The organism is Granulicatella sp., from assembly GCF_057274575.1.
In genome coordinates this window covers 1-25,646 of the sequence record NZ_DBHISP010000002.1, presented here as the reverse complement: position 1 = coordinate 25,646, position 25,646 = coordinate 1, and the positions used below count along the sequence as shown (strand labels likewise).

The following is a 25,646-nucleotide window of genomic DNA, read 5'->3' as shown; positions in this document are numbered from 1 at the left end:
TTTTAAAAATTGCGAAAATCAGCTATAATACTTGAGAATAAACACGAAGGAGATACTCATGTCACAATTAAAAGAAGAAGTACAATCTCGCAAGACCTTTGCGATTATTTCCCACCCGGATGCTGGAAAAACAACGATTACAGAACAATTACTCTTATACGGGGGTGCGATTCGTCAAGCCGGTACCGTAAAAGGGAAGAAAACAGGGAAGTTTGCAAAATCTGACTGGATGGAAATCGAAAAACAACGTGGGATTTCTGTTACGAGTTCAGTAATGCAAGTGGAATACGATGGAAATCATATTAATATTGTCGATACTCCAGGACACGAGGACTTCTCAGAAGATACGTATCGTACATTAATGGCCGTGGATAGTGCCGTGATGGTGATCGACAGTGCAAAAGGGATTGAACCACAAACAAAAAAACTATTCGAAGTTTGTAGTATGCGTGGAATTCCAATCTTCACTTTCATCAACAAATTAGACCGTGATGGACGTGAACCGCTTGAATTAATCGCGGAATTAGAAGAAGTATTAGGCATTGACGCGTATCCAATGAACTGGCCAATGGGAATGGGGAAAACATTCCTTGGCTTATATGATATTTACAACAAACGTGTTGAGTTGATGCACCCAGAAGAAAACGAAGATAATGACTTCTTACCATTGAACGAAGATGGGGAAGTGGACGGCGATTATGCGTTTAAACAATCAACTCTATATAGCCAAGCCATCGAAGATGCACAGCTCTTATTAGAAGCAGGGAACGCTTTTGATGAAGAGAAGATTGCAGCTGGTAAATTAACGCCTGTATTCTTCGGTTCTGCCTTAACTGGATTCGGGGTTCAAACATTCTTAGATGCGTTTGTTGATTTTGCGCCGAGTCCATCAGCGAAGAAGACAGAATCAGGGGAACTTGTAGATCCACTTCAAGAACAATTCACTGGATTCATCTTCAAAATTCAAGCAAATATGAACCCAGCGCACCGCGACCGTATTGCGTTTGTGCGTATCTGTTCAGGAGAATTCACTCCAGGGATGGACATTACAGTGAACCGTTCGCAAAAGAAAATGAAATTATCTCATACAACACAATTTATGGCAGATAGCCGTGAAACGGTTAAAGCAGCCGTTGCAGGAGATATTATCGGACTTTACGATACAGGGAACTTCCAAATCGGAGATACGATTTACTCAGGAAAGGGTGCTGTGCAGTTCGAACCACTTCCACAATTTACACCAGAACTCTTTAATAAAGTTTCTGCGAAAAACGTCATGAAGCAAAAATCATTCCATAAAGGAATCGAGCAGTTAGTACAAGAAGGAGCTATCCAATTGTACAAGACATACCATACAGGAGAATATATCCTTGGTGCGGTTGGTCAACTACAATTCGAAGTGTTCCAATACCGCTTGTTAAATGAATACAATGCTGAAGTAGTCATGACTCCTATCGGAAGTAAGATTGCTCGTTGGATTGACGAAACACAGTTAGATCCAAACATGTCTTCAAGCCGTAACTTATTATGTCGCGACCGTTTTGACCAACCAGTCTTCTTATTCGAAAACCAATTTGCCTTAAACTGGTTCAAAGATAAACATCCAGATGTAGAACTAAAAGCATTATTCTAATCGAAACAAATAAAAGGCTCTCTAATCCAAGTGATTAGAGAGTCTTTTCGTAATTTTAAAATTAAGCTTCATATCCCATTAAGATTCCGCCTTGTTCTGCATAATAGCTGCAGACACCGCTTGTATGAATGCTTGTAACATCCGCATCTGGGAATTCGCTATGAACGGCTGCTTGAATTAAGCCGCAGATTTCTGGATTACTGCAGTGGCTGATGACCACGCGGCCACCCTTATAACCATTTTTCTTCATTTCAGACCAAACTGCTTGAACAGCTTTCTTTTGACCTTTTGCTTTGTGAAGTAAGTTTAGTGTTCCTTCTGGAGAAGCGTTACCGACTAAGCGGATATTGAGCATTCCGATAACGGCGCCGACTAATTTATTTAATCGACCGTTTTTTACTAGGTTATCGACACGAGCAAGTGCAAATAATAACTTTGTGCTTGCCAAATAATCTTTTAATGCTGCAACCACTTCTTCAAAAGAAAGTCCTTGAGAGATCAGTTCATTTGCTTTTTGGACAAATAGAACCATTTCACCACTTGCTGAAAGGCTGTCGAAGACTTCTATATTTGTTTCAGGGGCTTCTTCTAATAACATATTTTTGGCTAATTGAGAACTATTTTGGCTTCCTGATAGACCACCTGTAATTGTAATGGCAATAACATTTTCAGCACCTCTATAGGCCTCTAAAAAAGCATCTGGACTTGGACAAGCAGAAGCGGTTTTTTCGCTCGATTCATACATTTCAATCATCATAGCATCAATATCTAATGCTGAATCGTCTTCATAGTGTTTTTCGCCCACTTGAACAGTTAGTGGAACATTAATATATTCTGTATTGGGTGCTAGATTCTCCAATTCACGTAAATCACATCCAGAATCCGCAATTATTTTCCATTTCATAAGAAAATTCTCCTTTAGTTGTATAGTTCATACAACAGTAATATACTTTGAAGTTCAAAATAAGTCAACTAATCTAGTAAAAACTTAACATTTTATTGGAATTTTAGCGCTTTCTGTACTATTGTTAGAGAGGAAGATAAAATCAGAGGAGGAGTATTATGACTCAAACAATTTCTTTTGGGTATGGATCAAAGCCAGCTCAATTATTATCGAATAAATTAAATCGACATGGAGTAATTGCTGGAGCCACAGGTACAGGGAAAACTGTTACTCTTAAAGTTCTTGCTGAACAATTAAGTGAAGCTGGTGTACCAGTATTACTTTCTGATATTAAAGGCGATTTAGCTAGCCTTGCCGAAAAAGGTGAAGTAACTGAAAAGATTGCCGAACGATTAAAAAAAGTACACGTAGAAGATTTTGAACCAAGTTCTTATCCAGTAGCTTTTTGGGATATTTTTGGTGAAAACGGAATTAACATTCGTACAACCATTTCAGAAATGGGACCTATTTTATTATCTCAACTGTTAGGATTAAATGAAACGCAAGAAGGTATTTTAAACATTGCGTTTAAAGTTGCTGATGAACAAGGTTTACTATTAATTGATATTAAAGATTTACGTGCAATGTTAAATTATGTGGGAGCTCATGCTTCTGAATTACGTAATTTATATGGAAATATTGCCCAACAATCGATTGGAACTATTTTACGTAGTTTATTAGTGTTAGAACAACAAGGTGGAAATCAGTTCTTTGGAGAACCAGCTTTTGAAATTGCTGATTTATTTAAAACAGATGCAAGTGGACGTGGAACCATCAATGTATTATCTTCTGAAAAATTGTTCCAAACACCTAAGTTATATGCAACTTTCTTATTATGGTTCTTATCTGAGTTATATGAAAGCTTATCTGAAGTAGGAGATTTAGATAAACCAAAACTAGTATTCTTCTTTGACGAAGCACATGTACTATTCAACCAGAGTAACCCAGCTGTACAAGCAAAAATTGAATTAATTGTACGTTTAATTCGTTCGAAAGGAATTAGTATTTTCTTCGTAACACAAAATCCAACGGATATTCCTAATGCGGTAGCCAGTCAGTTAGGAAATCGAATCCAACATGGCTTGCGTGCGTTTACACCAGCTGAGCAAAAAAATGTAAAAGCAGTAGCTGGAACTTTCCGTCAAGAAGAAGGAAAAGATTTAGTTTCAGTGATTACGAATCTAAAAGTAGGGGATGCGGTAGTTTCTACTTTACAGGAAGATGGATCCCCAAGTTTTGCAGAAGTGGTTTCTATTTACCCACCAAAGAGTAAATTAGATGCGGTTGATGCTTTTGTTCGTCAACAAATAATAAATCAATCTCCATTCTATGATAAATATGCGGAAATGTTTGACCGTGAGTCTGCTCATGAGCAATTATTAGCATTAGAACAACAATTTCAACAAGAGCAAGAAGAAGTTTTAGCTCAAAGAGAAGCGGAAAAACAAGCTAAATTAGAAGAAAAAGAACATGAACGTCAAGAAAGAGAACTAGAACGTCAAGCACGACAAGCAGCAACTAAGAAAGGTGATTCTGCGATGGATCGCTTTACGAAAAATATTATGTCTAGCGTTGGACGTGAAGTAGGTCGAGTGATTACTCGCGGAGTAATGGGCTTGTTCAAAAAATAAGAGGAGGCTGTCCTATGGCAAATGTCGTTGTATTCTTAGCGGAAGGATTTGAAGAGATTGAAGGCCTTGCTACGGTTGATATTTTGAGAAGAGCAGGTCATATTGTGCATACAGTTGGTATTGGTGGACAAGTCATTACGGGTTCTCATAAAATTTCAGTGAAGGCAGATGATGAATTAGAGACATTTTATTGGGCTCAAATAGATGCCTTAGTGCTTCCAGGGGGGATTCCAGGGGCGCATCACTTAAGAGAGAATGAGTTTCTTATTCAAAAGCTGAAAGAATATTCGAAAAAAGGCAAAATTATTGCAGCAATCTGTGCAGCGCCAATTGTCCTACACAGGGCAGGATTGCTGAAAAAGAAAAAGTTTACTTGTTATCCTGGTTTTGAAGATGAAATTAACGACGGAATTTATACAGGCACGTTAGTTGAAAAAGATGAAAAAATCATCACGAGTTGTGGTGCAGCTGCAAGTTTCGAATTTGCTTATACAATAGCAGAAGCATTAGGAACAGATACCTCCGCACTTCGAGAAGGGATGCAGTACAATAAACTTTTAAAAAAATAATGTTAGAAAGATTTGTTCTATTTTTTGAACAAATCTTTTTTTGTTACAAAAATATTACAATGTTACAAGATTATTAAATGTATAACTTGATTTTTTCTTGGAAATTTGAGAGAATAAAGTATCAAAATCGACGTAATCTGTATTAGAAATTAGGGAAATATATGAGAAAAGAAGAAATTAATCAAGTAGTGAAGAAGTTACGTAGTAAAGGAGTTCGTATTACCCCTCAAAGAGTGGCGATGCTAGAATTTCTAGCTATCGTAGATACTCATCCAACTGCGGAAGAAATTTTTACTGAATTAACAAGAGAATATCCTCAAGTTAGTGTGGCGACAGTATATAACAATTTAAACCTGTTTATTAAAGAGGGTGTTGTTAAGGAATTAATGTATGGAGATAGTGCCAGTCGATACGATTTTGATTTAGGACAGCACTATCATGCTGTTTGCGATGTTTGTGGGAAAGTAGTGGATTTATATTATCCAATCCTAGCTGATGTTGAAAAAGCTGCAGAACAGTTAACAGGATTTAAAGTTAGAGGACACCGAATGGAAGTATATGGAATTTGTCCGGACTGTCAGAAAAAAGATAGATAGTATTCAATAAGGGGTCGTGGAGAATGGAGAAGGTCATTCAACGAAGAGTCAATAATGGGGGGAAAAAACATCAAAAAAAAATAAAAAAATATACACAAAATCCTGAAGAAATCCTTGAAGTAAATTTAATGGAAGAGGATGCGCAAGAGAACCCTCGTTTCAGTGGGAAAGATTCTAAAAGAAAAAGACCAAAAAAGAAAATGTCTAAAACAATTTTTTTGTCAATAGGAGTTTTAACTTTAGTTATTTTAGTATTCGAATTATTAACGATTCATCGCATTATGGCAGATCAATTTAATGAAGAAGAATTTAAACGTATTATTCAAATCGAACAAGAAGATGCAAAGAAATACAATGATAATTTAACTGTTAAAGATGAAACGAATGGAAATATTGAAGTTCAGGAATTAATTCCGACAGATAGTTCTAGAAATGAAGTTACGGCTATTGCGGAGCAGATTTCAACTTTAAAACAAGCCGTGTTAGAAAAATATGAGGGTGCTTCAAAGAAAACTTTGATTTTTTTAAAAGCCTATCAAACAAAAATTATTTCGAATGTAAATGATATTCATTACTATGTATCTGTATATCAACAAAAGGATCGTGGTTTCGAACAATTGGAATTTTCTGAGCTAACGCATCAACTTGTTTTCGCAGATACTTTACAACCATTTGAATTTTCAAAACTATTTAATAATGATTTAGCAGTATCTAACTTTTTTGTAAAGAAAGTATTAGATGAATCTAAAGTAGATGGATTATCTGATAATCTAACAGAAAAAATTACTTCTCAATTTAAAGATAATAATTGGAAGAAACTAGATACATCAATCATTCAAAATGGAATTCGCATAAAATACAAAGGCGCAAACGATTCAGATGTAAAATTAGAATGGACAATTCCTTTTAAGGAGCTTTTTGCATATATGAACGAGACTATGATTCCGGAAACAGAAAAAGAGAATTATACACAATATCTTGCAACTGTTAAAGAAAAACTACGGAAGAAGAGAATTGCTTTGACATTCGATGATGGTCCTCAATCCGAAACAACACCGAGAGTGTTAGCAATTTTAAAGAAATATAACGCTCATGCAACGTTTTATATCGTAGGTAGTCATGTAGAAGGTAATGAGTCTATTATTAAGCAAATTGTAGCTGAAGGGCACGAACTTGGAAACCATAGTTATAGTCATCCGTTATTACCAAAGAAATCAGCAGACGAAGTGTATAAAGAGGTTCATAGCACTTCGGACCTTATTGCCAAAGCATCAGGTGGTTTAAGACCAATGAGTTTGCGTCCGCCATATGGTGGTTTTGATAAAATGGTAGCGGAGCAAGCGGGTATTGCTATAGTGAACTGGTCGATTGACTCGCTAGACTGGAAATATAGAGATGCAGCCAAGACAATTCAGCATATTAAGGAAAATACACATAATGGTGGAATCTTATTGATGCATGATATTCACGAAGAATCAGTAGAAGCACTACCAACGATTATTGAATACTTACAAGCAGAAGGTTATGAATTGGTGACTGTAGATGAATTAATGGCAGGACAACCATTAAAACCAAATCATGCATATTTTAATCGTGTAGATATTCAAAAAATAGATTAAGAAGCTTGCAATTTTACTGAAAATAAGGTAAATTGATTAAGTACTTAATGTACAGACCTTTTACAGAGTTTTTTCGAATCACCAACGTTTTACTCAGTACGAGGCATAAATTAAAAGAAAGAGGTGTTTAGAAATGGCTATTTCTAAAGAAAAGAAAAATGAAATCATCAAAGAGTATGCATTACACGAAGGAGACACTGGTTCACCAGAAGTACAAATCGCTGTATTAACTTACGAAATCAACCACTTAAATGACCACATCCGTGTTCATAAAAAAGATTTCCACTCAAACCGTGGATTAATGAAAAAAGTTGGTCACCGTCGTAACTTATTAGCATACTTACGTAACAAAGATGTTCAACGTTACCGTGAATTAATCAACCGTTTAGGCTTACGTCGTTAATCTTAAACAAATGGAGAACTCCCATGCATTCGTGTGCTTGGGAGTTTTTTAATGGATATTTATTAGAGAATAAATAAGAAAGATTAATCGCACTTATAATGTATAAGTTATATTGCAAAATACAAATGATTAAAAAAAGGCACAAGTCCCGATTATTTGGAACTTGTGCCTTATTATTTTACATTTCTTTTATAGAGTGATCAATGATTTGTCTGTAACACATCATATTTTTATTATTGTACGATTTAATCACATTTCGTAACAATTTAAAGGAAGAACGTCCTAATTCTAATGTATGAATATCAACATAAGCATCAATTCGAACAGAAGGTTGTACCGAGTCAAAAGTGATAATAGGCAAATGAATTTGTTTTTCATTTAAATATCGGACAGCTCCTTCTGTAAATAGAGAGTCTGCTGTTACTAGACCATCAATGTTTCCATCTTTAAGAAGTTCTTTTAAAGTATGATAACCTTGTTCTCTTGTAAATTCAGAAACTTGAGCAATAAGGCTATTGTTTATTTGGATATCATATTTTTTAAGAGCTTTTTCATATCCTTTTAGTCGGTCTCGGGAAACAAATAATTGGTCTCGACCACCGATAAATGCAATGGATTTTGCTCCTTTTTGAATAATATATTCTGTTGCATCAAATCCCGCTTTTTCATTATTATTATCAACAAATGAAATAAGAGGAGATAATGTTTTTCCGATTACAACAGCCGGAAATTCTTGTTCAATAGCAAATTCAACAAGGGGGTCCTCAATTTCCCCGTAAAGGAAGATGAGTCCATCTACTCGTTTTCCAAGAATCGTATCTTTTAAAATGGCTAAACGTTGATTCGTATCTTTTCCAGTACATAATTGTATCGAGTATTGATGGTCCGCTGCTGTTTGCGAAATTCCTCGAATTACCGCAGGGAAAAATGAATTTTGATAAAAGATATCAGAGTCTTTGGGAAGAACAACACCGATGACATTTGTTTTATTACTTGCTAAGCTTCTTGCATTAACATTGGGATGATAATTTAGTGAAGCCATGGCCTCACGCACTTTTTTCTTCGTCGCTTCACTAATACTAGATTTGTCTTGAATAACTCTAGTAACAGTAGAAGGAGAGACTCCAGAAAGCTTTGCAACATCCTTAATAGTGGATGCCATCTTTATTCCTCCTTTCTTAGTAGAGTGATTATTAAAATAAAAAATCTGGGCATGAAAACAGTTATTTTCACGCCCAGAGCATTTAAGGAACTATGATTTGATTGCTCCGTCAACCATACCTTTCATGATATGTTTTTGAGCGAATAGGAATAAGATAATCACTGGTAACATAATGAGTAATGTAGATGTTAGAATCATATCCCATTGTTTTGTAAATGATCCGGCAAAGTTTGATACCGCAATCGGTAATGTTTGAATCGCATTTCCTTTACCAAGTAATAGAAGTGGTAACAGGAAGTCGTTCCAAATCCAAATTCCATTTAAGATTAAAATGGTAACGTAGATTGGTTTTAAGATTGGAAGTACTACGTAGAAGAATGTTTGCATTTTGTTGCAGCCATCTAGTTCTGCAGCTTCTTCGATTTCTAAAGGAACTCCTTTAATGAATCCGTGGAACATGAATACTGATAGCGACATACCGAAACCAGTATACGCTAGGATAATCCCTGGATAAGAACGTAATAAGCTAAATCCAAATAATGGAGTAGTAATCGCATCACTTAAAATTTTGAACCAAGTAACAAGTGGATACATTACAACTTGGAAAGGAATAACCATTGAAGCAACGAAAATGAAGAAAATCACTGTCGAAGCTTTTGAACGGAAACGAACAAGTCCCCATGCTGCAAGAGCCGAAAATAGAGTGATTGTGAAAAGAGAAATCACAGTAATAATCGTTGATGATAAAAATGATGATGGGTAATTGATGGAAGGATTATTCCAAATTGTAACGATATTAGTCCATAGTTGACCAAAACTCGCAGGTAAAGCTAACGGATCTGAAAGAATATTAGCAGAGCTTTTGGCTGAGTTAATCACTAAAAGAACGATTGGACTCAAGAATAGTAAGAAAAGGATGACTCCTAAAATTTCTAGAAGTAAGATTCCCAATTTTTGTTTTTTCATTATAAGTCAATCTCCTTCCGTTTAGTGATTGAAGTTTGAATCAAGCTGATAACTACCAAGATAAAGAATAAAATAACTGCACGAGCTTGACCTAAAGCCATTAAGTTGTCACCTGAGGCAGTGTTGTAAATATTCATTGTAATAAACTCAGTACTTTGGATGGCTTTGTCATGCCATAGTAGAGAAGGTCCACCACCTGTTAATGAGAAGTTCACATCGAAAATCTTGAATGAGTTTGTAATAGTCAAGAAGAGCGATACAGTGAACGCTGGCATTACCATTGGAATGATAATGTGACGTAGACGTTGCCATGCATTTGCACCGTCAAGTGAAGCAGATTCTACTAAACTTGAAGGTACATTTTGTAAAGCTGCAAAATAAATCATCATAATATATCCAGCATATTGCCATGTGTTTGTAATGATTAATGCAGTCACAGCTAATTTCACATCTCCAAGAAACAAGTTATCGATTAAGAACTGGCTACCAATTAATTGTCCTAAAGCAGGGAATACTGAGTTATAGATGAATTGCCAAATATAACCAAGAACAAGTCCCCCGATTAGGTTTGGGATAAAGAATCCTGCACGGAAAATGTCTTTTAATTTTACCTTGCTCGATACAAGTAAGGCAAGACCAAATGAAACAATGTTTACTACGACAACGTTGAATAACGCGAAAATCACAGTAATCATTAAAGAGTATTGGAAGCGAGTGTCAGCAAAACTTTCTGTAAAGTTTTTGAGTCCCACAAATTGTAAGTTCGTTTGTGTTACGCTCTTCCAGTCGGTTAATGAATAGTAGAACCCTAAGAAGAAAGGCACAATAATAACGAGTGCAAAAATGAAAAATGCTGGTAAAACTAATCTATAAAAATTGCGTTTGGCACGATCATCTCTGCTTAAAGCTTTCTTGTTTTTAAACATAAGAGAGTTCCTCCTTTTTAATAAATTCCAGGTGGGGTAGCACCTGTATATATTACTTATTATAGCACATAACCCACAGCCACTAAAAGGCAGCTGTGGGTTTGTTTACTACAATATTATCGATTATTTTTTAATCAAGCTTGGTACTTCTTTAATTTGGTTGATAATTAATTCTTGGAATTTTGCTTTATCAATTGAACCTTGAGCATATTGACCGAAAATTGGTCCTAATTTATTCATTAAGAAGTTGTCAGGCATGAAATATGGGTTGTCAAATGAGTAAACAGGTTTTTTAGCGCTAACCCATTCTGCTAAGAAACGAGATAATGGAGCAGATGGTTTCTCAGTTGTGTTGGCAAATGGAGAAATCATATTAGCTTTGTTTACGATGTAATCTTGACCTTCTTTAGTACCAGCTAAGTCGTTGAAGAATTTGTTGATGTATTCTAAAGCCTTAGTATCTTTGTTAACTACATAGTAAGAAGGAGCACCGATGAATAATCCGTCAGCATTTTTATCTTTACCTAATGTTTGATAAGGAATGAATCCCATTTCGAAGTTAGCATTTAATTGCTTTAAGTTAGGATCTTTCCAGTTACCTTGGTGTAGGAATGCAGCTTTACCTGAAGCAAATGCTGAGTCCATGTCTTCTTGAGTACCAACAGTTAAGAGTTTTTTCTCAGTATGCTTGAATAGTAATTCTACCCAGTTACTGTAATTTTCTAAACGAGTTTTGTCCATTTCACCTTTTAGTACTTGGTTTGTAACTGAACGATCACCATTAGGAAGACCACTACTTAAGTAAGCACCAAAGTCATGGATACCCATAATCCAAGTTTCACCTTCTTTAGTTGCTGTAGCAACAACAGTAGATAAACCTAATTCATTTTTTTTGCTTTCTAAAGTAGCCATTGCTTTTTCAACTGCTTCAAATGAATTTAGCGTAGAAGGATCAATTCCAGCTTTAGTTAAAATTTCTTTGTTATATGCTAAACCGTAACCTTCAACAGAAACAGGGAATCCGTATACGTCGTTACCTTGTTTAAATTCAAACTCAGTTTTATCAATCCAGTCACCCTTTAATGGTTGTAGGTTGTCTTTCCACATATCGTATCCTGCTTGACCTTCAATTACGAATACATCTGGAGCAGTTCCTGCAGTGAATTCAGTTTTTAGTTGGTCAGAAATCTTACATGAACCAGAACAAGTTTTAATATTAACTTTAACTCCGTTTTTGTCTCCCCATTCTTTAGCGTATGCTGTTAGGGCTTCCTGGATTTCGCTCTTATTACTATATAAAGTGAATTCTTTTTTGCTTTCAGAGCCTCCGTTAGAAGAATTTGACTGATTGCCCCCGCCTGCACAGCCTGCTAAAGCTAAACCAGCTAAGCCAACCAATAAAGATTTTTTAAACCATTTGTTTGCCATAATATTTTCCTCCTTAAAATTCGTTATAGATTACGCAAACGATTTCTTAACTGTTTTTAGTATACCGCTTCCATAAACCGTTTGCAAGTATTTTGTTTAAAAAAATTTAACGATTTTAAAATAATGGTTTTAAGTGTTTTTCTAAGAATTATATAGAAATTAAGTTTTGTTTTTCCTTATATACTCAATATGTATTAAAAACTTATAAAATAATACTTGTTTTATTAAAAAAAATACTCTAATATTAAAGCAAACGGTTGCGTGAATTATTCCGCTTCCATGGACAGATATTACTAAATTAATAAGGAAAGAGGTATAATATATGAGCAATAGAGAATCAGGTGTGTTAATGCATATTTCATCATTACCTGGTCAATACGGAATCGGTACTTTTGGCAAATCTGCATTTGATTTTGTAGATTTTCTAGTTCGTACGAAACAAACTTATTGGCAAATTTTACCATTAGGGACAACTAGCTATGGAGATTCTCCATATCAATCATTTTCTGCTTTCGCGGGGAATACAAACTTTATTGATTTTGATATTTTAATAGAAGAAGGATTTCTACAGAAGGAAGATGTTCAAACAAATTGGACAGCTGATGAAACGACTGTTGACTACGCATTACTATATGAAAAACGTCGACCAATTTTAGAAAAAGCCGTTGCCGCTTTTCTAGCAAAAGGTAAAACTCCTGCATACGAGAAGTTCGTTACGGAGAAAGCGGAGTGGTTAGAACCATTTGCAGAATATATGGCCATTAAAGAATCCTTTGAGATGAAACCATGGACTGGATGGAGCGATGAAGCGATTAAACGCCGTCAACCAGATGCGTTAGCGCAGTACCGTGAACGTCTTGCGGACAAGTTAGAATATCATCGCGTAACACAATTCTTATTTGATGAACAGTGGCATGCACTAAAAAAATATGCGAATGATCACTTCATTCAAATTATTGGAGATATGCCAATTTATGTAGCAGCTGACAGCGTGGAAATGTGGGCAACACCGCATTACTTCAAAACAGATGCTGAAGGTAATCCACTTTGCGTAGCTGGATGTCCTGCGGATGATTTTTCTCCGCTAGGTCAATTATGGGGGAACCCAATTTATAATTGGGAAGCAATGAAAGAAGATGGATATACTTGGTGGAGCAAGCGACTACAAGCAAGCTTTAAATTGTTTGATGTGGTTCGTATTGACCACTTCAGAGGATTCTCAGCCTATTGGGAAATTCCAGCAATGGCTGAAAATGCAACTGTCGGGAAATGGGTTAAAGGTCCAGGGTATGATTTATTTAAAGCGGTGAAAGAGCAGCTCGGTGAATTGCCAATTATCGCAGAGGATTTAGGTTTCATGGATGAAGATGTCATCAATCTTCGTGAAGCTACTGGATTCCCAGGAATGAAAATCTTGGAATTCGGATTTATGGGTGAAGATCCTAAGAGTGGAGATTTACCTCATCATTATCCAGTGAATGCAGTTGCCTATACAGGAACGCATGATAATGATACAGTATTAGGGTGGTATCAGTCGGTAACAGAAGAAACAAGAGAATTCTGTAATCGTTACTTAAACCGCCGCGAAGAAGAACCGATTAGCTTTGCACTGTTACGTGGCTTATATGGTTCTGTCAGTCGTATGACCGTTGCAACTATGCAAGATTTACTACAATTAGATGGAACAGCTCGTATGAACATTCCAAGTACACTAGGTGGGAACTGGGTATGGAGAATGACCAACGAGCAGTTAACAGAATCAGTAGAAGAATTCTTACTTGAAATTACTGAATTGTATGATCGTGCAAATCCAAATCACAACGTGGACGTTGAAGAGAAGTTAGTCGAGGCAAAATAACCTCGCACAAGTCAAAAAGGAGAGAACAATGAAAGATTTTAAACAATATATAGAAGGAAACTTAGGCAAGTCATTAAAAGACTGTTCAAAAGAAGAAGTTTACTTAGCCTTATTACAATTTACAAAAGAAAAAAGTGCAGCCTTACCACAAAATAATGGTAAGAAAAAAGTGTATTACATTTCTGCAGAATTCTTAATCGGTAAATTATTATCAAACAACTTAATTAACTTAGGTCTTTACGATGAAGTAAAAGATGTGTTAGCGGGAGCTGGACATTCTTTAGCGGAAATCGAAGAAATTGAATTAGAACCATCTTTAGGGAATGGTGGTCTAGGACGTCTTGCAGCATGTTTCCTTGATTCCATCGCAACTCTTGGATTAACAGGAGACGGTGTTGGTTTGAACTACCACTATGGTTTATTCGAACAAAAATTCAAAGATAACCAACAAAATGCAGTGCCAAACGTTTGGTTAACACCTGAAAGCTGGTTGGTTCCAACAGAAACTTCTTATAAAGTACCATTTGGGGACTTTACATTGACTTCAAAAATGTTTGATATCGATGTATTAGGATATGAACAATCAACTAAAAATAAATTACACTTATTCGATGTAGAATCAATCGACGAGTCTTTAGTATCAAGTGATTCTATCGCATTTGATAAAACACAAATCGCTAAAAACTTAACATTATTCTTATATCCAGATGATAGTGATGAAGCAGGACACTTACTACGTATTTACCAACAATACTTCATGGTAAGTAACGGGGCTCAATTATTAATCGACGAAGCACTTGCTAAAGGAAGTAATTTACACGACTTAGCAGAGTACGCAACAGTTCAAATTAATGATACACACCCTTCAATGGTAATTCCTGAATTAATTCGTTTACTTGGGGAACGTGGAATTGAATTTGATGAAGCAGTAGAAATCGTATCTGCAATGACAGCTTATACAAATCACACAATCTTATCGGAAGCGTTGGAAAAATGGCCATTACACTACTTAGAAAAAGTAGTTCCACATCTAGTGCCGATTATTAAAGAATTAGATGCTCGCGTAAAAGCAAAATATGAAGATCCATCAGTTGCCATTATTGACGAACATGACCGTGTTCATATGGCACATATGGATATTCACTATGGATATAGCGTAAACGGTGTTGCGGCACTTCATACGGATATCTTAAAAGAAAGTGAATTGAAAAACTTCTATGAGCTTTATCCAGAGAAATTTAACAACAAAACAAACGGGATTACATTCCGTCGTTGGTTAATGCATGCTAACCCAGAATTAGCTAAATTATTAGATGAAACAATCGGGACTGAGTGGCGCAAGGATGCTTCTAAATTAGAAGCGTTGAAAGCTTTCCGTCATGATGCGATTGTTCGCGAAAAATTAGATAAGATTAAACGTGATAACAAGAAACGTTTAAGTGTTTACCTACAAGAAAAACAAGGTATCACAGTGAAGGAAAATTCTATTTTTGATATCCAAATCAAACGTATGCACGAATATAAACGTCAACAAATGAACGCTTTATATGTTATTCATAAATATTTGGATATTAAGAGCGGAAATATCCCAGTAAGACCAATTACAATTATCCTTGGTGGGAAAGCAGCTCCAGCGTACGTGATTGCGCAAGACGTCATCCATTTAATTCTTTCATTATCAGAATTAATCGCCAATGATCCAGAAGTGAACCCACACTTACAAGTTGTAATGGTTGAAAACTACAACGTAACAGCTGCAACACACTTAATTCCAGCATGTAATATTTCTGAACAAATTTCACTTGCTTCAAAAGAAGCTAGCGGAACAGGAAATATGAAATTCATGCTAAACGGGGCATTAACTCTTGGTACTGAAGACGGAGCCAACGTGGAAATCCATGAATTAGTTGGGGACGACAATATCTATATCTTCGGTGAGAAGAGTGACGAAGTGATTGCTCATTATGAAAAAGGCGACTACAATGCTAGTGAATTTGCGAAGAGAGAAGCCATCCGTCCATTAGTGGAATTCGTGAAGAGCGATGCTTTACTAGAAGTCGGAAACCAAGAACGTCTAGAACGTCTATACCACGAATTAACAACTAAAGACTGGTTCATGACATTATTAGACTTAGAAGACTACATTGAAACAAAAGAACGTATGTATCGCGATTTCGAAAACAGAGATGAATGGAATGCTAAAGTAGTGACAAACATTGCAATGGCTGGATTCTTCTCAAGTGACCGTACAATCGAAGACTACAACCGTGACATTTGGAAATTAAACTAAATCGATTAATTGAAGGGATACGGTGAATTCCATGCAAATTAAAAACGAAGCAATGCTGATTACTTACTCAGACAGCATGGGAAGTAATATGAAGGACTTAAAAGGAGTTCTTGATAAACATTTTAAAGGCGCGATTAGTGGGGTGCATTTGCTCCCATTCTTCCCGTCTACAGGGGATAGAGGATTTGCTCCAAGCGACTACACACGTGTAGATCCGCTTCTTGGAACTTGGGAAGATGTGGATGCTCTAGGGGAACAATATTATTTAATGTTTGACTTTATGATTAACCATATTTCTCGTGAGTCTAAATTCTTCCAAGATTTTGTAAAAAATCACGAGAACTCACCTTACAAAGATATGTTTATCCGTATTCATGAGTTCTTTCCATCAGGTCGTCCAACACAAGAAGATATCGACTTAATTTATAAACGAAAAGATAAAGCGCCGTTCCAAACCGTTCATTTTGCGGATGGAACGACTGAAGAAGTATGGAACACATTCGGGGAAGAGCAAATCGACCTTGATGTTCGTAAAGAAATCGTGAAAAAGTTTATTCGCGAAACGATTAAAGATATGGCAAGCCACGGCTGCTCATTAATTCGTTTAGACGCATTTGCTTATGCAGTAAAGAAACTCGATACAAACGATTTCTTCGTAGAACCAGATATTTGGAATTTATTAAATGAAGTTCGCGATGAAGCAGCGAAATACCAAGTAGAATTGCTTCCTGAAATTCATGAGCACTATTCAATTCAAATGAAGATTGCAGACCATGATTACTTCGTTTATGACTTTGCGTTACCAATGGTAGTGTTATATTCACTATATTCAGGTAAATCAAATCGTTTAGCCAACTGGTTACAAATGAGTCCGATGAAGCAATTTACAACACTGGATACGCATGACGGAATCGGTGTCGTGGATGCTAGAGACTTATTAACAGATGAAGAGTTAGATTACACTTCAAACAAATTATACGATGTAGGTGCTAACGTAAAACGTATTTACTCAAGTGAAAAATACAATAACTTAGATATTTATCAAATCAACAGCACATACTACAGTGCTTTAGGAAATGATGATGCAAGTTACTTATTATCACGTGTGTTGCAATGTTTTGCGCCTGGTATTCCACAAATTTACTACGTTGGATTACTTGCTGGAGAAAATGACATCGAATTATTAGAATCTTCAAAAGAAGGTCGTAACATCAACCGTCATTATTACACTTTAGAAGAAATTGACCGTGAAGTAGAACGTCCAGTCGTAAAAAAAATAATCAACTTATTACGCTTTAGAAATACATCAAAAGCGTTTGATTTAGAAGGTTCTTTTGAAGTAGAAACTCCAACTGAGAACACAATCGTGATTACACGTAAAGATGCTTCTGGTGCTGCCAAAGCACGTCTTGAAGCAAACCTAGAAACAAAAGAGTTCACTATTTTCGAACAAGGAAATGTTGTGACATTATAAAATTCAACAAAAAAGACGAGCGGTTTTCTTTGCCATATGGGGAGAAAATCCACACGTCTTTTTTTATCGCAAAAGAATAGTACTTAATGGGCAGTTATGGTAAAATGACTCTGTATGACAAACTTTGTATCTTCTGGAGTCACCTTACTTTAGAAATAAAAGCGCTCGAATGCGTCGAACGTTTTCATTTCTAAAAGTAGGTCTGGAGGATACGTAAATAAGAGAAAAGGAGATTAGTTATGTCAGAAAAGAAAGTTTTTAGCTATAACTGGGGCGGACGTCAATTAACAGTTGAAATCGGCCAATTAGCAAAACAAGCCAATGGTGCTGTATTAGTACGCTACGGTGATACTGTCGTGTTAACAGCGGCTGTTGGTACAAAACAAGCAAAAGATACAGATTTCTTCCCGTTAACAGTAAACTACGAAGAAAAAATGTACGCAGCAGGTAAAATCCCTGGTGGCTTCATCAAACGTGAAGGTCGTCCAAGTGAACATGCTACTCTTACAGCGCGTCTGATCGACCGTCCAATCCGTCCGATGTTTGCAGAAGGCTTCCGTAACGAAGTCCAAATCACAAATACGGTTATGTCAGTAGATCCTAACTGCCCACCAGAAATGGCAGCAATGTTTGGTTCTTCATTAGCATTATGTATTTCAGATATTCCATTTGATGGACCAATCGCTGGGGTAGACGTAGGTCGTGTTAATGGTGAATACGTGATTAACCCAACAACTGAACAAAAAGAAAACTCAGATATCGAATTATCTGTAGCTGGTACTGCAACTGCCATCAACATGGTAGAAAGTTCAGCAAAAGAAGTGAACGAAGAAGATATGCTTGGAGCATTATTATTCGGTCACGAAGAAATCAAAAAATTAGTGGCTTTCCAAGAAGAAATCGTCCGAGAAGTTGGTAAAGAAAAAATGGAAGTGACTTTACTTTCATTCGATTCAGCTATCGAAGCACAAGTAAAAGATTTATTCAGCCAAGCGATGATTCACGCGATTCAAACAGAAGAAAAATTAGCGCGTGAAGCAAACATCGAAAAAGTGAAAGAAACAGCCATCGAGCACTTCGAAGCTGTCTTAGAAGAAAATGAAGAAAAAGCTGGACTTTTAAAACAAGTGTCTCAATTAGTAGATAACTTAGAAAAAGACGAAGTACGTCGTTTAATCACTGAAGAAAAAGTACGTCCTGATGGTCGTAAGATTGACGAAATTCGTCCATTAGCTTCAGAAATCGACTTATTACCACGTGTGCACGGTTCAGGTTTATTTACTCGTGGACAAACGCAAGCATTAACTTCAGCAACACTTGCACCTCTTGGAGAATACCAAGTAATTGATGGTTTAGGAATCGAAGAAGGGAAAAGATTTATTCACCACTACAACTTCCCACAATTTTCTGTTGGTTCAGTAGGTCGTGCTGGTAGCCCAGGTCGTCGTGAAATTGGTCACGGAGCACTAGGGGAACGTGCATTGAAACAAGTGATTCCAAGTCCAGAAGACTTCCCTTACACAATCCGTCTTGTATCAGAAGTACTAGAATCAAACGGTTCTTCTTCTCAAGCAAGTATTTGTGCGGGAACATTAGCATTGATGGCTGCTGGTGTGCCAATTAAAGCGCCTGTAGCAGGTATCGCGATGGGTCTTATTTCTGACGGTACAAACTACACAGTCTTAACAGATATCCAAGGGTTAGAAGACCACTTAGGAGACATGGACTTTAAAGTAGCGGGTACAAAAGACGGAATTACAGCTCTTCAAATGGATATTAAGATTCAAGGGATTACAGAACAAATCTTACGTGAAGCTTTAACACAAGCGAAGAAAGCACGTTTTGAAATTCTTGAGGAATTAACATCAACCATTGCTGAACCACGTAAAGAGTTAAGCCCATATGCTCCTAAGATTGAAATGATTTCTATCCACCCTGATAAGATTAAAGTGGTTATCGGACGTGGTGGTGAAACAATCAATGCTATTATCGACGAAACAGGAGTTAAAATCGATATCGACCAAGAAGGTCATGTATCAATCGCTTCTACAGATGCTGCTATGATTCAACGTGCAAAAGAAATCATCGAAGATTTAACACGTGAAATCGAAGTGGGTCAAGTGTACGAAGGAACTGTACGCCGTATCGAAAAATTCGGTGCATTCGTAGAAATCGCTAAAGGAAAAGATGGATTAGTTCATATTTCTGAATTAGCACACGAACGCGTTGGTAAAGTAGAAGATGTACTTGCTCTAGGTGACAAAGTAACGGTTAAAGTTATCGAAATCGACGGACAAGGACGTATCAACTTATCACGTAAAGTATTATTACCAAAAGAAGATAAAGAGTAAGTATTCCGATTTCTTTAATAAATGAAATTTTAAAAAACGATCTTATTCCAAATGTTTTGGAGTGAGATCGTTTCTATTGATGTTAGATTTTAGTGAAGTACTTTGTTTAAGAAGTTTTGAGTTCGTTCGTTTTGTGGGTTACCAAACACTTGCTCAGGAGTTCCTTCTTCAATAATATAACCACCATCCATGAAGATAACGCGATCGCTAACCTCACGCGCAAATCCCATTTCGTGTGTTACCACAACCATCGTCATCCCTTCTTTAGCTAGGTTTTGCATTACTTCTAATACATCCCCAACCATCTCTGGGTCTAGTGCTGAAGTTGGTTCATCGAATAATAACATCTTTGGTTTCATTGCAAGCGCACGGGCAATGGCTACACGTTGCTTTTGACCACCTGAAAGAGATTTAGGAGAGACATCAGCCTTGTCTGCAAGACCAACCATGCCTAGAAGTTCCATCGCATGTTGGGTTGCATCTTCTTTTGTTTCACGACCTAATTCTACTGGTGCAAGAATGATATTTTCTAGAACGCTTAGGTGAGGGAAGAGGTTGAAGTGTTGGAACACCATTCCGATTTCCTCACGAATTTTATTTAAATTCGTTTTTTTATCTGTTAAATCATGGCCGTCGATGATGACGTGACCGCTATTGATTTTTTCAAGACGGTTTAAGCAACGAAGGAAAGTGGATTTACCAGAACCTGAAGGCCCGATAATACAAACGACTTCGCCTTCCTCAATAGAAAGGTCGATGGATTTTAATACTTCTAAGTTGCCATATTTCTTTTGTAGTTTTTGAACTTCGATAATAGCCATTATTTTAAATTCCTTTCTAAGTGAGCTGATAGTTTCGTTAATAGAACGATCACGATTAAGTACATCACACCAACGATTAACCACATTTGACTTGATTGTAAGTTACGAGCGATGATGACTTTACCTGTTTGTGTTAATTCGGCAATACCGATAATTGAAAGGATCGAAGTATCTTTCAATGTGATGACAAATTGGTTAATAAACGAAGGAACCATAATGCGAATCGCTTGCGGTAAGATTACTTTACGCATGCTCTTTGAATATGGAAGGCCTAAACTCATACAAGCTTCGTATTGTCCTTTATCAACGGCTTGGATACCCCCACGGATTATTTCTGCGATATAAGCGGAAGCATTCAAGCTTAAGGTAATAACTCCTGCTACGAATGGTTGCATCGTAATATCGAAGGCTTGTGGAATTCCAAAGTAAATGAAGAACGTTAATACAATTAATGGAACACCGCGGATGATATCAATGTAAAATCCTGCGATTGCTTGAACGATATTGTTTTGGCTTGTTTTCATTAAACCGAAGATAATACCGATTAAACTTGCAAAGATTAAAGCAATAACCGTTAATACAATCGTATTCCATAAACCAGTTGCAAGAGTTTTCCAATTTGTTTTAATTAAACCTAGAATGCTTGTTGCTTCTGTGTTTCCACTAGCATTCGTAGTGTATTTGTTGATGATTTCATCATACTTACCACTTTCTTTTAGTTTTTTCAAACCGTTGTTGAAAGCAGTGATCAATTCAGCATTTTCACCTTTATTAACGGCAACACCATATTCTGTTTTGTTTTCGTTATGGTCTGTCATTTTTAAAGGTAAGTTGTTTGATGTGATTGAGTAGGCAAGTACTGGATAGTCTTCAAATAAAGCGTCGCTGTTTCCTACCATTACATCTTGGTACATGCTTGATGAATCTTCAAAAGTTGTGATTGTAAAGCCATATTTACTCTTGATAGATTCAGCATAAGTGGCACCTTGTGTTCCTAATTTAACAGCAACTTTTTTTCCTTTTAAATCAGGAAGGCTTGTGATGTCAGAGTTTTTTGAAACTCCCATTCCGATTCCGCTGTCATAGTAACTATCTGTGAAGTTGAATTTTTGTTTACGTTCATCAGTTATTCCCATTCCAGCCATAACAGCGTCTACTTGTCCAGCTTCTAGGGCTTGGACAGCTGCATTAAAGCCAAGAGCCTTAAATTCTACTTCGAAGCCTTCAGCCTCTGCGATACTCTTCATTAATTCAATATCAATTCCGACGTATTCACCATTTGTATCTTGGTATTCAAATGGTGCGAATGTAATATCTGTTGCGACTACATATTTTTTAGTTTCTGCTTTTACAGAATTTGTCGGAGAAACAAGGGATAGAAGAGTCATCAATAGAGTGACTAGAACAGCTCCCAAGCTAAATTTCTTTATGTTCATACATATTCCTCCAAATCTACCTTATGTAAAAGGTTTTTCCATTATATGGAAGATTTTCTGAAAATGCAAAAATCAACTCTCATCTTATGTTACATTATATAACATGGTAGTTATTGGATAAAAAATCTCTTCTCCGATAAAAGAGAAGAGAGTCATCATTATTCTTCTTCTTCAAGGACACGCCAAATCGCTTTTGCCACACCACCATTAACATTGGTGTCAGTGACAAAATCAGCAATAGCTTTAACTGCCTCTGGAGCATTTCCCATCGCAACACCAATTCCAGCATCGCGAATCATTGACACATCATTGAAGTTGTCGCCAATTCCAAATACTTGCTTCATCGATAAACCAAGAGTTTTTGCATAGTGAGCAACTGCGATGCCTTTTTGAGCATCTTTATGATTAATTTCTAAATCCGTAATAAATGCAGAAGTGACCACAAGATTTGGATGAGCTTTGTCGATGTGCTCACGGACTGGTTTGAAAAAGACCGGCCCGTCATCGTGAGAGACGATAATCTTGAACACTTTAATATCTGGAATCGATAGCACTTCTTCGGCAGTAGTCACATCGGTTGCCTCTAGAAGAATTTTTAGCTGCCTGATTTCCTCTTTCAATTGTTCAGGCGATAGATTATTTCTTTCAGCCTTTTTTCGTTCGATCACTTTGTTGATAAAGAAAGCATAGTTTTTTCTAAAGTTTCCTTCAGAAGTCACGAGCTGCCAGTCCAAATCAATCGAATCGAAGTAGTCTAATAGAGTATAGACGGTATTGTGTGGAATCGTTACTTCCCAAATAATGTCGTGGTTCTTATCGAAAATTTGTGCCCCATTCATGGCGATGACAGGAAGATGCAATTCTGCTTGTTCGAGCGCGAGATTGGCTTGAAGATAATCGCGTCCAGTACAAACGATAAAGTGTTTCCCCTGTTTTTGGAGTTTTCGAATCGCTTGAATGTTGTTTTTATGTACCTCTACGTGGTTCGTGAGGAGAGTACCGTCCATATCCGATGCAAATAATTTAATCATAGGGCAAACCCTCTATTTCATTTCTTTAAGGTGTGTTTGTAATGTTTGAATTTTATCTTGAATCCGTCTGAAGCGTGGTTTATTTTCCAGTTGGAATTTTGTGACTTCTTCTTGAATAGAATTCACAACTTCCATTGTTTGTGGAACAATAACTTCTTGGATTTCTTTAATGCCTCTTTCAAGAGTGGCTTTACCGGTACTGATGACTGTCACGTCGTTTGTTACTTCTTGAATTTGTTTAGATAGAATTTCGCGGTTTTCTTTTCCGCTTCTTGGGTTGTTTAATAAGGCAACGACACCACCGATGACACTACCAAAAATAAAACCTTTTAGAAATTTACTCATTGATTATGCCTCCAGTTTTTCGCGGATTGATTGCGCAATTTTTGCTAATACTTCTGAACTTGGATTTGTTGGTTCCCATTTTAATCCAAAGCCATCTTCTTTTGTATAGCGTGGGATTAAGTGAATATGAGAGTGGAATACGCTTTGGTAGGCCAACTCCCCGTTATTACTTAAAATATTTAATCCTTTAATGTTAGGGTTTGAGGCTTCCACAGCACGTGCAATTTTAGGAATACGTGCAAATACCGTACTTGCCAAGTCTTCATCATATTCAAAGATGTTTGCTACGTGTTTCTTAGGAACAACCAGTGTGTGTCCAGGTGTTACTTGTGAAATATCGAGGAATGCAAGTACTACGTCATCTTCATACACAATATGTGCTGGAATTTCTTTATTAATAATTTTGTCAAAAATGCAATCTGTCATGGTATTTCCTCCTTGAGTTCGTACCTCTATGGTATCAAAAAATGCTGTAAAATGAAAGGTTAGAAGCAGTTGTTGTTCATTGAATTTTGTTGGAACATCGACTGAAATATCAAAATGAAAGCGAGGAGTCTTCATGAAGGGGAAATTAGATGCGTTAAGCGATGCGATTATTGCCATTGCGATAACCGTTTTAGTGTTAGAAATCAATACACCAACATCAATGGAGGATATGTTGCAGTTTGCAAAGGAAATCTTTTTATTTGCTCAAAGTTTTGTTGTCATTGCGAACTTTTGGTTTGAACGTTCTCAATTTTTTGGTCGCTCAAAACAAATCTCGTTTTCGATTTTATCGATTGACTTATTAGCACATTTGGGAATCTGTCTCATCCCGTTATTTACGAAATTCTTATTTAGTTTTGAAAATCGAGTGATTTCTTTACTAGCATACGGGATTGTGATTGCGATCATTTCAGTATTGTTTGATATCGAAAACTATTTTGTATTGAAACAATCATTAACCGAAGCTGAGTATGCAAGAAAAGATGAGATGCTTACTCTATTCACAAAATTTCATATACGATCTTATTTAACATCAGTGATTATTTTGGCTTTTACATTTTTCATTCCACAAATCGTTATGTACTTATACTTGGCGATACCAATGACTAAGTTCGTTTCACGTTTAGGGGCGGGAAAAGATCGTTCAATATTTGTAGATGAAAACTTAGTCGAATTTTCAGATAAAGTATTAGGACGAATTGATGAAGAACGAATAAAGAGAAGTTTTGTAGAATAAAATAAATGAAAAGGAGTGTGAAAGGGCGCCTAATCCTGCGTCCTTTCACACTTTTTTGGCTTTATGGTATAATAAGGAGAATAGTTAGATAGGAGAATCTATATGACACTACAATTAAACAATGTGACAGCAGGATATACGAAAGTTCCTGTCATTGCCGACATCACTTTCGATGTAAACCCAGGAGAAATTTGTGGACTTATCGGGCTGAATGGTGCCGGAAAGAGTACAACGATTAAAACGATTATTGGGCAACTGACACCTTTTAGAGGAAGAGTGGAAGTAGAAAAACTAAGTATTCTCGAAAACCAACGTGGCTACCGTCAGTCCATTGCGGTTATTCCAGAAAGTCCAGTTCTCTATGAAGAATTGACGTTTAGAGAGCACATTGAATTTGTGGCTCGTTCGTACCATCAAATGAACGAAGAAACAATGGCTCGTGCGATGGAACTTGTAGAAGCGTTCCGTTTAACAAAGCAATTGGATTGGTTCCCAGCGTATTTCTCAAAAGGGATGAAGCAAAAAGTATTAATCGTCTGTGCGTTAATGCTAGATGTACCCGTCTATGTGGTCGATGAACCATTCTTAGGACTCGATCCGCTAGGGATTCGTACTTTACTTCAGGTCTTAAAAGAGAAAAAAGAAAAGGGTGCAGCGATTTTAATGTCCACGCACGTATTAGATACTGCTGAGAAGTATTGCGATCGTTTCATCGTACTACACGAAGGAAAAGTGATTGCTCAAGGCGATATCGAAGGCTTACGTGCCACTTCGAATATTGAAGAATCTTCTTTAGAGGAAATCTACTTTGCATTAATGACAGGGGACGACGCAGATGAATAGTGCAGGGCTTTTTGAGACTCGAGTAAGAAAATATCAAAAGAAAAGCATGAAGTATATGCGTTATGTACTGAATGACCATTTCTTGATTGTTTTATTTTT

The 25,646-nt window shown here is 36.6% G+C and carries 23 protein-coding genes; 13 read left to right on the top strand and 10 right to left on the bottom strand.

Annotation, left to right across the window (positions count from 1 at the left end; genetic code table 11):
* The first annotated feature begins 58 nt into the window (after nt 1-58).
* Nucleotides 59-1,633 carry a peptide chain release factor 3 gene (locus ACO5V7_RS01430; RefSeq protein ID WP_485484763.1) on the top strand — a complete coding sequence of 525 codons (1,575 nt, stop codon included), beginning with the start codon at nt 59-61 and terminating at the stop codon, nt 1,631-1,633.
* Nucleotides 1,634-1,694: 61 nt separating this feature from the next.
* On the opposite strand, the gene ACO5V7_RS01425 is transcribed toward ACO5V7_RS01430, so the two are convergent.
* Nucleotides 1,695-2,537 carry a DegV family protein gene (locus ACO5V7_RS01425; RefSeq protein WP_485484762.1) on the bottom strand — a complete coding sequence of 281 codons (843 nt, stop codon included), beginning with the start codon at nt 2,535-2,537 and terminating at the stop codon, nt 1,695-1,697.
* Nucleotides 2,538-2,695: 158 nt separating this feature from the next.
* Between ACO5V7_RS01425 and ACO5V7_RS01420 the strand changes: the two genes are divergently transcribed.
* From ACO5V7_RS01420 to rpsO, 5 genes are all read left to right on the top strand, one after another.
* Nucleotides 2,696-4,207 carry a helicase HerA-like domain-containing protein gene (locus tag ACO5V7_RS01420; RefSeq protein WP_485484761.1) on the top strand — a complete coding sequence of 504 codons (1,512 nt, stop codon included), beginning with the start codon at nt 2,696-2,698 and terminating at the stop codon, nt 4,205-4,207.
* 14 nt (nt 4,208-4,221) lie between these two features.
* Nucleotides 4,222-4,776 carry a DJ-1 family glyoxalase III gene (locus ACO5V7_RS01415; RefSeq protein WP_485484760.1) on the top strand — a complete coding sequence of 185 codons (555 nt, stop codon included), beginning with the start codon at nt 4,222-4,224 and terminating at the stop codon, nt 4,774-4,776.
* A gap of 161 nt (nt 4,777-4,937) precedes the next feature.
* Nucleotides 4,938-5,372, top strand: coding sequence for a Fur family transcriptional regulator (locus ACO5V7_RS01410; protein ID WP_298648054.1), 435 nt, complete (start codon nt 4,938-4,940; stop codon nt 5,370-5,372).
* 23 nt (nt 5,373-5,395) lie between these two features.
* Complete coding sequence (locus ACO5V7_RS01405; protein WP_485484759.1) at nt 5,396-6,991, top strand: polysaccharide deacetylase family protein; 1,596 nt, start codon at nt 5,396-5,398, stop codon at nt 6,989-6,991.
* Nucleotides 6,992-7,124: 133 nt separating this feature from the next.
* Entirely contained in the window at nt 7,125-7,394 is a 270-nt protein-coding gene (gene rpsO / locus ACO5V7_RS01400; protein WP_005606669.1) for a 30S ribosomal protein S15, read from the top strand.
* Between the two features lie 178 nt (nt 7,395-7,572).
* On the opposite strand, the gene ACO5V7_RS01395 is transcribed toward rpsO, so the two are convergent.
* The 4 genes from ACO5V7_RS01395 to ACO5V7_RS01380 form a co-directional block, all read right to left on the bottom strand.
* Nucleotides 7,573-8,556, bottom strand: a complete 984-nt coding sequence (locus ACO5V7_RS01395; protein WP_485484758.1) for a LacI family DNA-binding transcriptional regulator — start codon at nt 8,554-8,556, stop codon at nt 7,573-7,575.
* A 90-nt stretch (nt 8,557-8,646) separates the two neighbouring features.
* Nucleotides 8,647-9,522, bottom strand: coding sequence for a carbohydrate ABC transporter permease (locus ACO5V7_RS01390; RefSeq protein WP_298648061.1), 876 nt, complete (start codon nt 9,520-9,522; stop codon nt 8,647-8,649).
* The gene (locus ACO5V7_RS01385) at nt 9,522-10,448 is read right to left on the bottom strand and encodes a carbohydrate ABC transporter permease (protein WP_485484757.1); all 927 of its coding nucleotides are present in this window, start codon (nt 10,446-10,448) and stop codon (nt 9,522-9,524) included. Before ACO5V7_RS01385 ends, ACO5V7_RS01390 begins: the two co-directional genes overlap by 1 nt.
* Nucleotides 10,449-10,571: 123 nt before the next feature.
* Nucleotides 10,572-11,876, bottom strand: a complete 1,305-nt coding sequence (locus ACO5V7_RS01380; RefSeq protein WP_485484756.1) for an ABC transporter substrate-binding protein — start codon at nt 11,874-11,876, stop codon at nt 10,572-10,574.
* A 322-nt stretch (nt 11,877-12,198) separates the two neighbouring features.
* On the opposite strand from ACO5V7_RS01380, the gene malQ reads away from it, so the two are divergent.
* The 4 genes from malQ to pnp all read left to right on the top strand — a co-directional run bounded on the left by malQ (nt 12,199) and on the right by pnp (nt 19,849).
* Nucleotides 12,199-13,734: a 4-alpha-glucanotransferase gene (gene malQ, locus ACO5V7_RS01375; protein ID WP_485484755.1), complete on the top strand. Its 1,536-nt coding sequence runs from the start codon at nt 12,199-12,201 to the stop codon at nt 13,732-13,734.
* A gap of 28 nt (nt 13,735-13,762) precedes the next feature.
* Nucleotides 13,763-16,024 (top strand): glycogen/starch/alpha-glucan family phosphorylase, encoded by a 2,262-nt coding sequence (glgP, locus tag ACO5V7_RS01370; RefSeq protein WP_485484754.1) that lies wholly within the window; start codon nt 13,763-13,765, stop codon nt 16,022-16,024.
* A 31-nt stretch (nt 16,025-16,055) separates the two neighbouring features.
* Nucleotides 16,056-17,498, top strand: coding sequence for a sucrose phosphorylase (gene gtfA, locus ACO5V7_RS01365; protein ID WP_485484753.1), 1,443 nt, complete (start codon nt 16,056-16,058; stop codon nt 17,496-17,498).
* 239 nt (nt 17,499-17,737) lie between these two features.
* The gene (gene pnp, locus ACO5V7_RS01360; protein ID WP_485484752.1) at nt 17,738-19,849 is read left to right on the top strand and encodes a polyribonucleotide nucleotidyltransferase; all 2,112 of its coding nucleotides are present in this window, start codon (nt 17,738-17,740) and stop codon (nt 19,847-19,849) included.
* Nucleotides 19,850-19,938: 89 nt separating this feature from the next.
* On the opposite strand, the gene ACO5V7_RS01355 is transcribed toward pnp, so the two are convergent.
* The 5 genes from ACO5V7_RS01355 to ACO5V7_RS01335 all read right to left on the bottom strand — a co-directional run bounded on the left by ACO5V7_RS01355 (nt 19,939) and on the right by ACO5V7_RS01335 (nt 23,908).
* On the bottom strand, nt 19,939-20,670 hold the full coding sequence (locus tag ACO5V7_RS01355) for an amino acid ABC transporter ATP-binding protein (RefSeq protein WP_485484751.1): 732 nt from the start codon (nt 20,668-20,670) through the stop codon (nt 19,939-19,941).
* Nucleotides 20,670-22,106, bottom strand: coding sequence for an amino acid ABC transporter substrate-binding protein/permease (locus ACO5V7_RS01350; protein WP_485484750.1), 1,437 nt, complete (start codon nt 22,104-22,106; stop codon nt 20,670-20,672). Before ACO5V7_RS01350 ends, ACO5V7_RS01355 begins: the two co-directional genes overlap by 1 nt.
* A 158-nt stretch (nt 22,107-22,264) precedes the next feature.
* Nucleotides 22,265-23,137: a Cof-type HAD-IIB family hydrolase gene (locus ACO5V7_RS01345; RefSeq protein ID WP_485484749.1), complete on the bottom strand. Its 873-nt coding sequence runs from the start codon at nt 23,135-23,137 to the stop codon at nt 22,265-22,267.
* A 12-nt stretch (nt 23,138-23,149) separates the two neighbouring features.
* Nucleotides 23,150-23,482, bottom strand: coding sequence for a YtxH domain-containing protein (locus ACO5V7_RS01340; RefSeq protein WP_485484748.1), 333 nt, complete (start codon nt 23,480-23,482; stop codon nt 23,150-23,152).
* 3 nt (nt 23,483-23,485) lie between these two features.
* Nucleotides 23,486-23,908: an HIT family protein gene (locus ACO5V7_RS01335; RefSeq protein ID WP_298648090.1), complete on the bottom strand. Its 423-nt coding sequence runs from the start codon at nt 23,906-23,908 to the stop codon at nt 23,486-23,488.
* Between the two features lie 133 nt (nt 23,909-24,041).
* Between ACO5V7_RS01335 and ACO5V7_RS01330 the strand changes: the two genes are divergently transcribed.
* The 3 genes from ACO5V7_RS01330 to ACO5V7_RS01320 all read left to right on the top strand — a co-directional run.
* Complete coding sequence (locus ACO5V7_RS01330; RefSeq protein WP_485484747.1) at nt 24,042-24,704, top strand: TMEM175 family protein; 663 nt, start codon at nt 24,042-24,044, stop codon at nt 24,702-24,704.
* A gap of 102 nt (nt 24,705-24,806) precedes the next feature.
* Nucleotides 24,807-25,547 (top strand): ABC transporter ATP-binding protein, encoded by a 741-nt coding sequence (locus tag ACO5V7_RS01325; RefSeq protein ID WP_485484746.1) that lies wholly within the window; start codon nt 24,807-24,809, stop codon nt 25,545-25,547.
* Nucleotides 25,540-25,646 (top strand): ABC transporter permease (locus ACO5V7_RS01320; protein WP_485484890.1); only part of this gene is annotated, 107 nt, incomplete at its 3' end. The genes ACO5V7_RS01325 and ACO5V7_RS01320, both read left to right, overlap by 8 nt.

Excerpts from the sequence above, each read along its gene's own strand:
- ACO5V7_RS01430 (WP_485484763.1), top strand. The coding sequence starts at position 59 with ATGTCACAATTAAAAGAAGAAGTACAATCTCGCAAGACCTTTGCGATT.
- ACO5V7_RS01425 (WP_485484762.1), bottom strand. The coding sequence starts at position 2,537 with ATGAAATGGAAAATAATTGCGGATTCTGGATGTGATTTACGTGAATTG.
- ACO5V7_RS01420 (WP_485484761.1), top strand. The coding sequence starts at position 2,696 with ATGACTCAAACAATTTCTTTTGGGTATGGATCAAAGCCAGCTCAATTA.
- ACO5V7_RS01415 (WP_485484760.1), top strand. The coding sequence starts at position 4,222 with ATGGCAAATGTCGTTGTATTCTTAGCGGAAGGATTTGAAGAGATTGAA.
- ACO5V7_RS01410 (WP_298648054.1), top strand. The coding sequence starts at position 4,938 with ATGAGAAAAGAAGAAATTAATCAAGTAGTGAAGAAGTTACGTAGTAAA.
- ACO5V7_RS01405 (WP_485484759.1), top strand. The coding sequence starts at position 5,396 with ATGGAGAAGGTCATTCAACGAAGAGTCAATAATGGGGGGAAAAAACAT.
- rpsO (WP_005606669.1), top strand. The coding sequence starts at position 7,125 with ATGGCTATTTCTAAAGAAAAGAAAAATGAAATCATCAAAGAGTATGCA.
- ACO5V7_RS01395 (WP_485484758.1), bottom strand. The coding sequence starts at position 8,556 with ATGGCATCCACTATTAAGGATGTTGCAAAGCTTTCTGGAGTCTCTCCT.
- ACO5V7_RS01390 (WP_298648061.1), bottom strand. The coding sequence starts at position 9,522 with ATGAAAAAACAAAAATTGGGAATCTTACTTCTAGAAATTTTAGGAGTC.
- ACO5V7_RS01385 (WP_485484757.1), bottom strand. The coding sequence starts at position 10,448 with ATGTTTAAAAACAAGAAAGCTTTAAGCAGAGATGATCGTGCCAAACGC.
- ACO5V7_RS01380 (WP_485484756.1), bottom strand. The coding sequence starts at position 11,876 with ATGGCAAACAAATGGTTTAAAAAATCTTTATTGGTTGGCTTAGCTGGT.
- malQ (WP_485484755.1), top strand. The coding sequence starts at position 12,199 with ATGAGCAATAGAGAATCAGGTGTGTTAATGCATATTTCATCATTACCT.
- glgP (WP_485484754.1), top strand. The coding sequence starts at position 13,763 with ATGAAAGATTTTAAACAATATATAGAAGGAAACTTAGGCAAGTCATTA.
- gtfA (WP_485484753.1), top strand. The coding sequence starts at position 16,056 with ATGCAAATTAAAAACGAAGCAATGCTGATTACTTACTCAGACAGCATG.
- pnp (WP_485484752.1), top strand. The coding sequence starts at position 17,738 with ATGTCAGAAAAGAAAGTTTTTAGCTATAACTGGGGCGGACGTCAATTA.
- ACO5V7_RS01355 (WP_485484751.1), bottom strand. The coding sequence starts at position 20,670 with ATGGCTATTATCGAAGTTCAAAAACTACAAAAGAAATATGGCAACTTA.
- ACO5V7_RS01350 (WP_485484750.1), bottom strand. The coding sequence starts at position 22,106 with ATGAACATAAAGAAATTTAGCTTGGGAGCTGTTCTAGTCACTCTATTG.
- ACO5V7_RS01345 (WP_485484749.1), bottom strand. The coding sequence starts at position 23,137 with ATGATTAAATTATTTGCATCGGATATGGACGGTACTCTCCTCACGAAC.
- ACO5V7_RS01340 (WP_485484748.1), bottom strand. The coding sequence starts at position 23,482 with ATGAGTAAATTTCTAAAAGGTTTTATTTTTGGTAGTGTCATCGGTGGT.
- ACO5V7_RS01335 (WP_298648090.1), bottom strand. The coding sequence starts at position 23,908 with ATGACAGATTGCATTTTTGACAAAATTATTAATAAAGAAATTCCAGCA.
- ACO5V7_RS01330 (WP_485484747.1), top strand. The coding sequence starts at position 24,042 with ATGAAGGGGAAATTAGATGCGTTAAGCGATGCGATTATTGCCATTGCG.
- ACO5V7_RS01325 (WP_485484746.1), top strand. The coding sequence starts at position 24,807 with ATGACACTACAATTAAACAATGTGACAGCAGGATATACGAAAGTTCCT.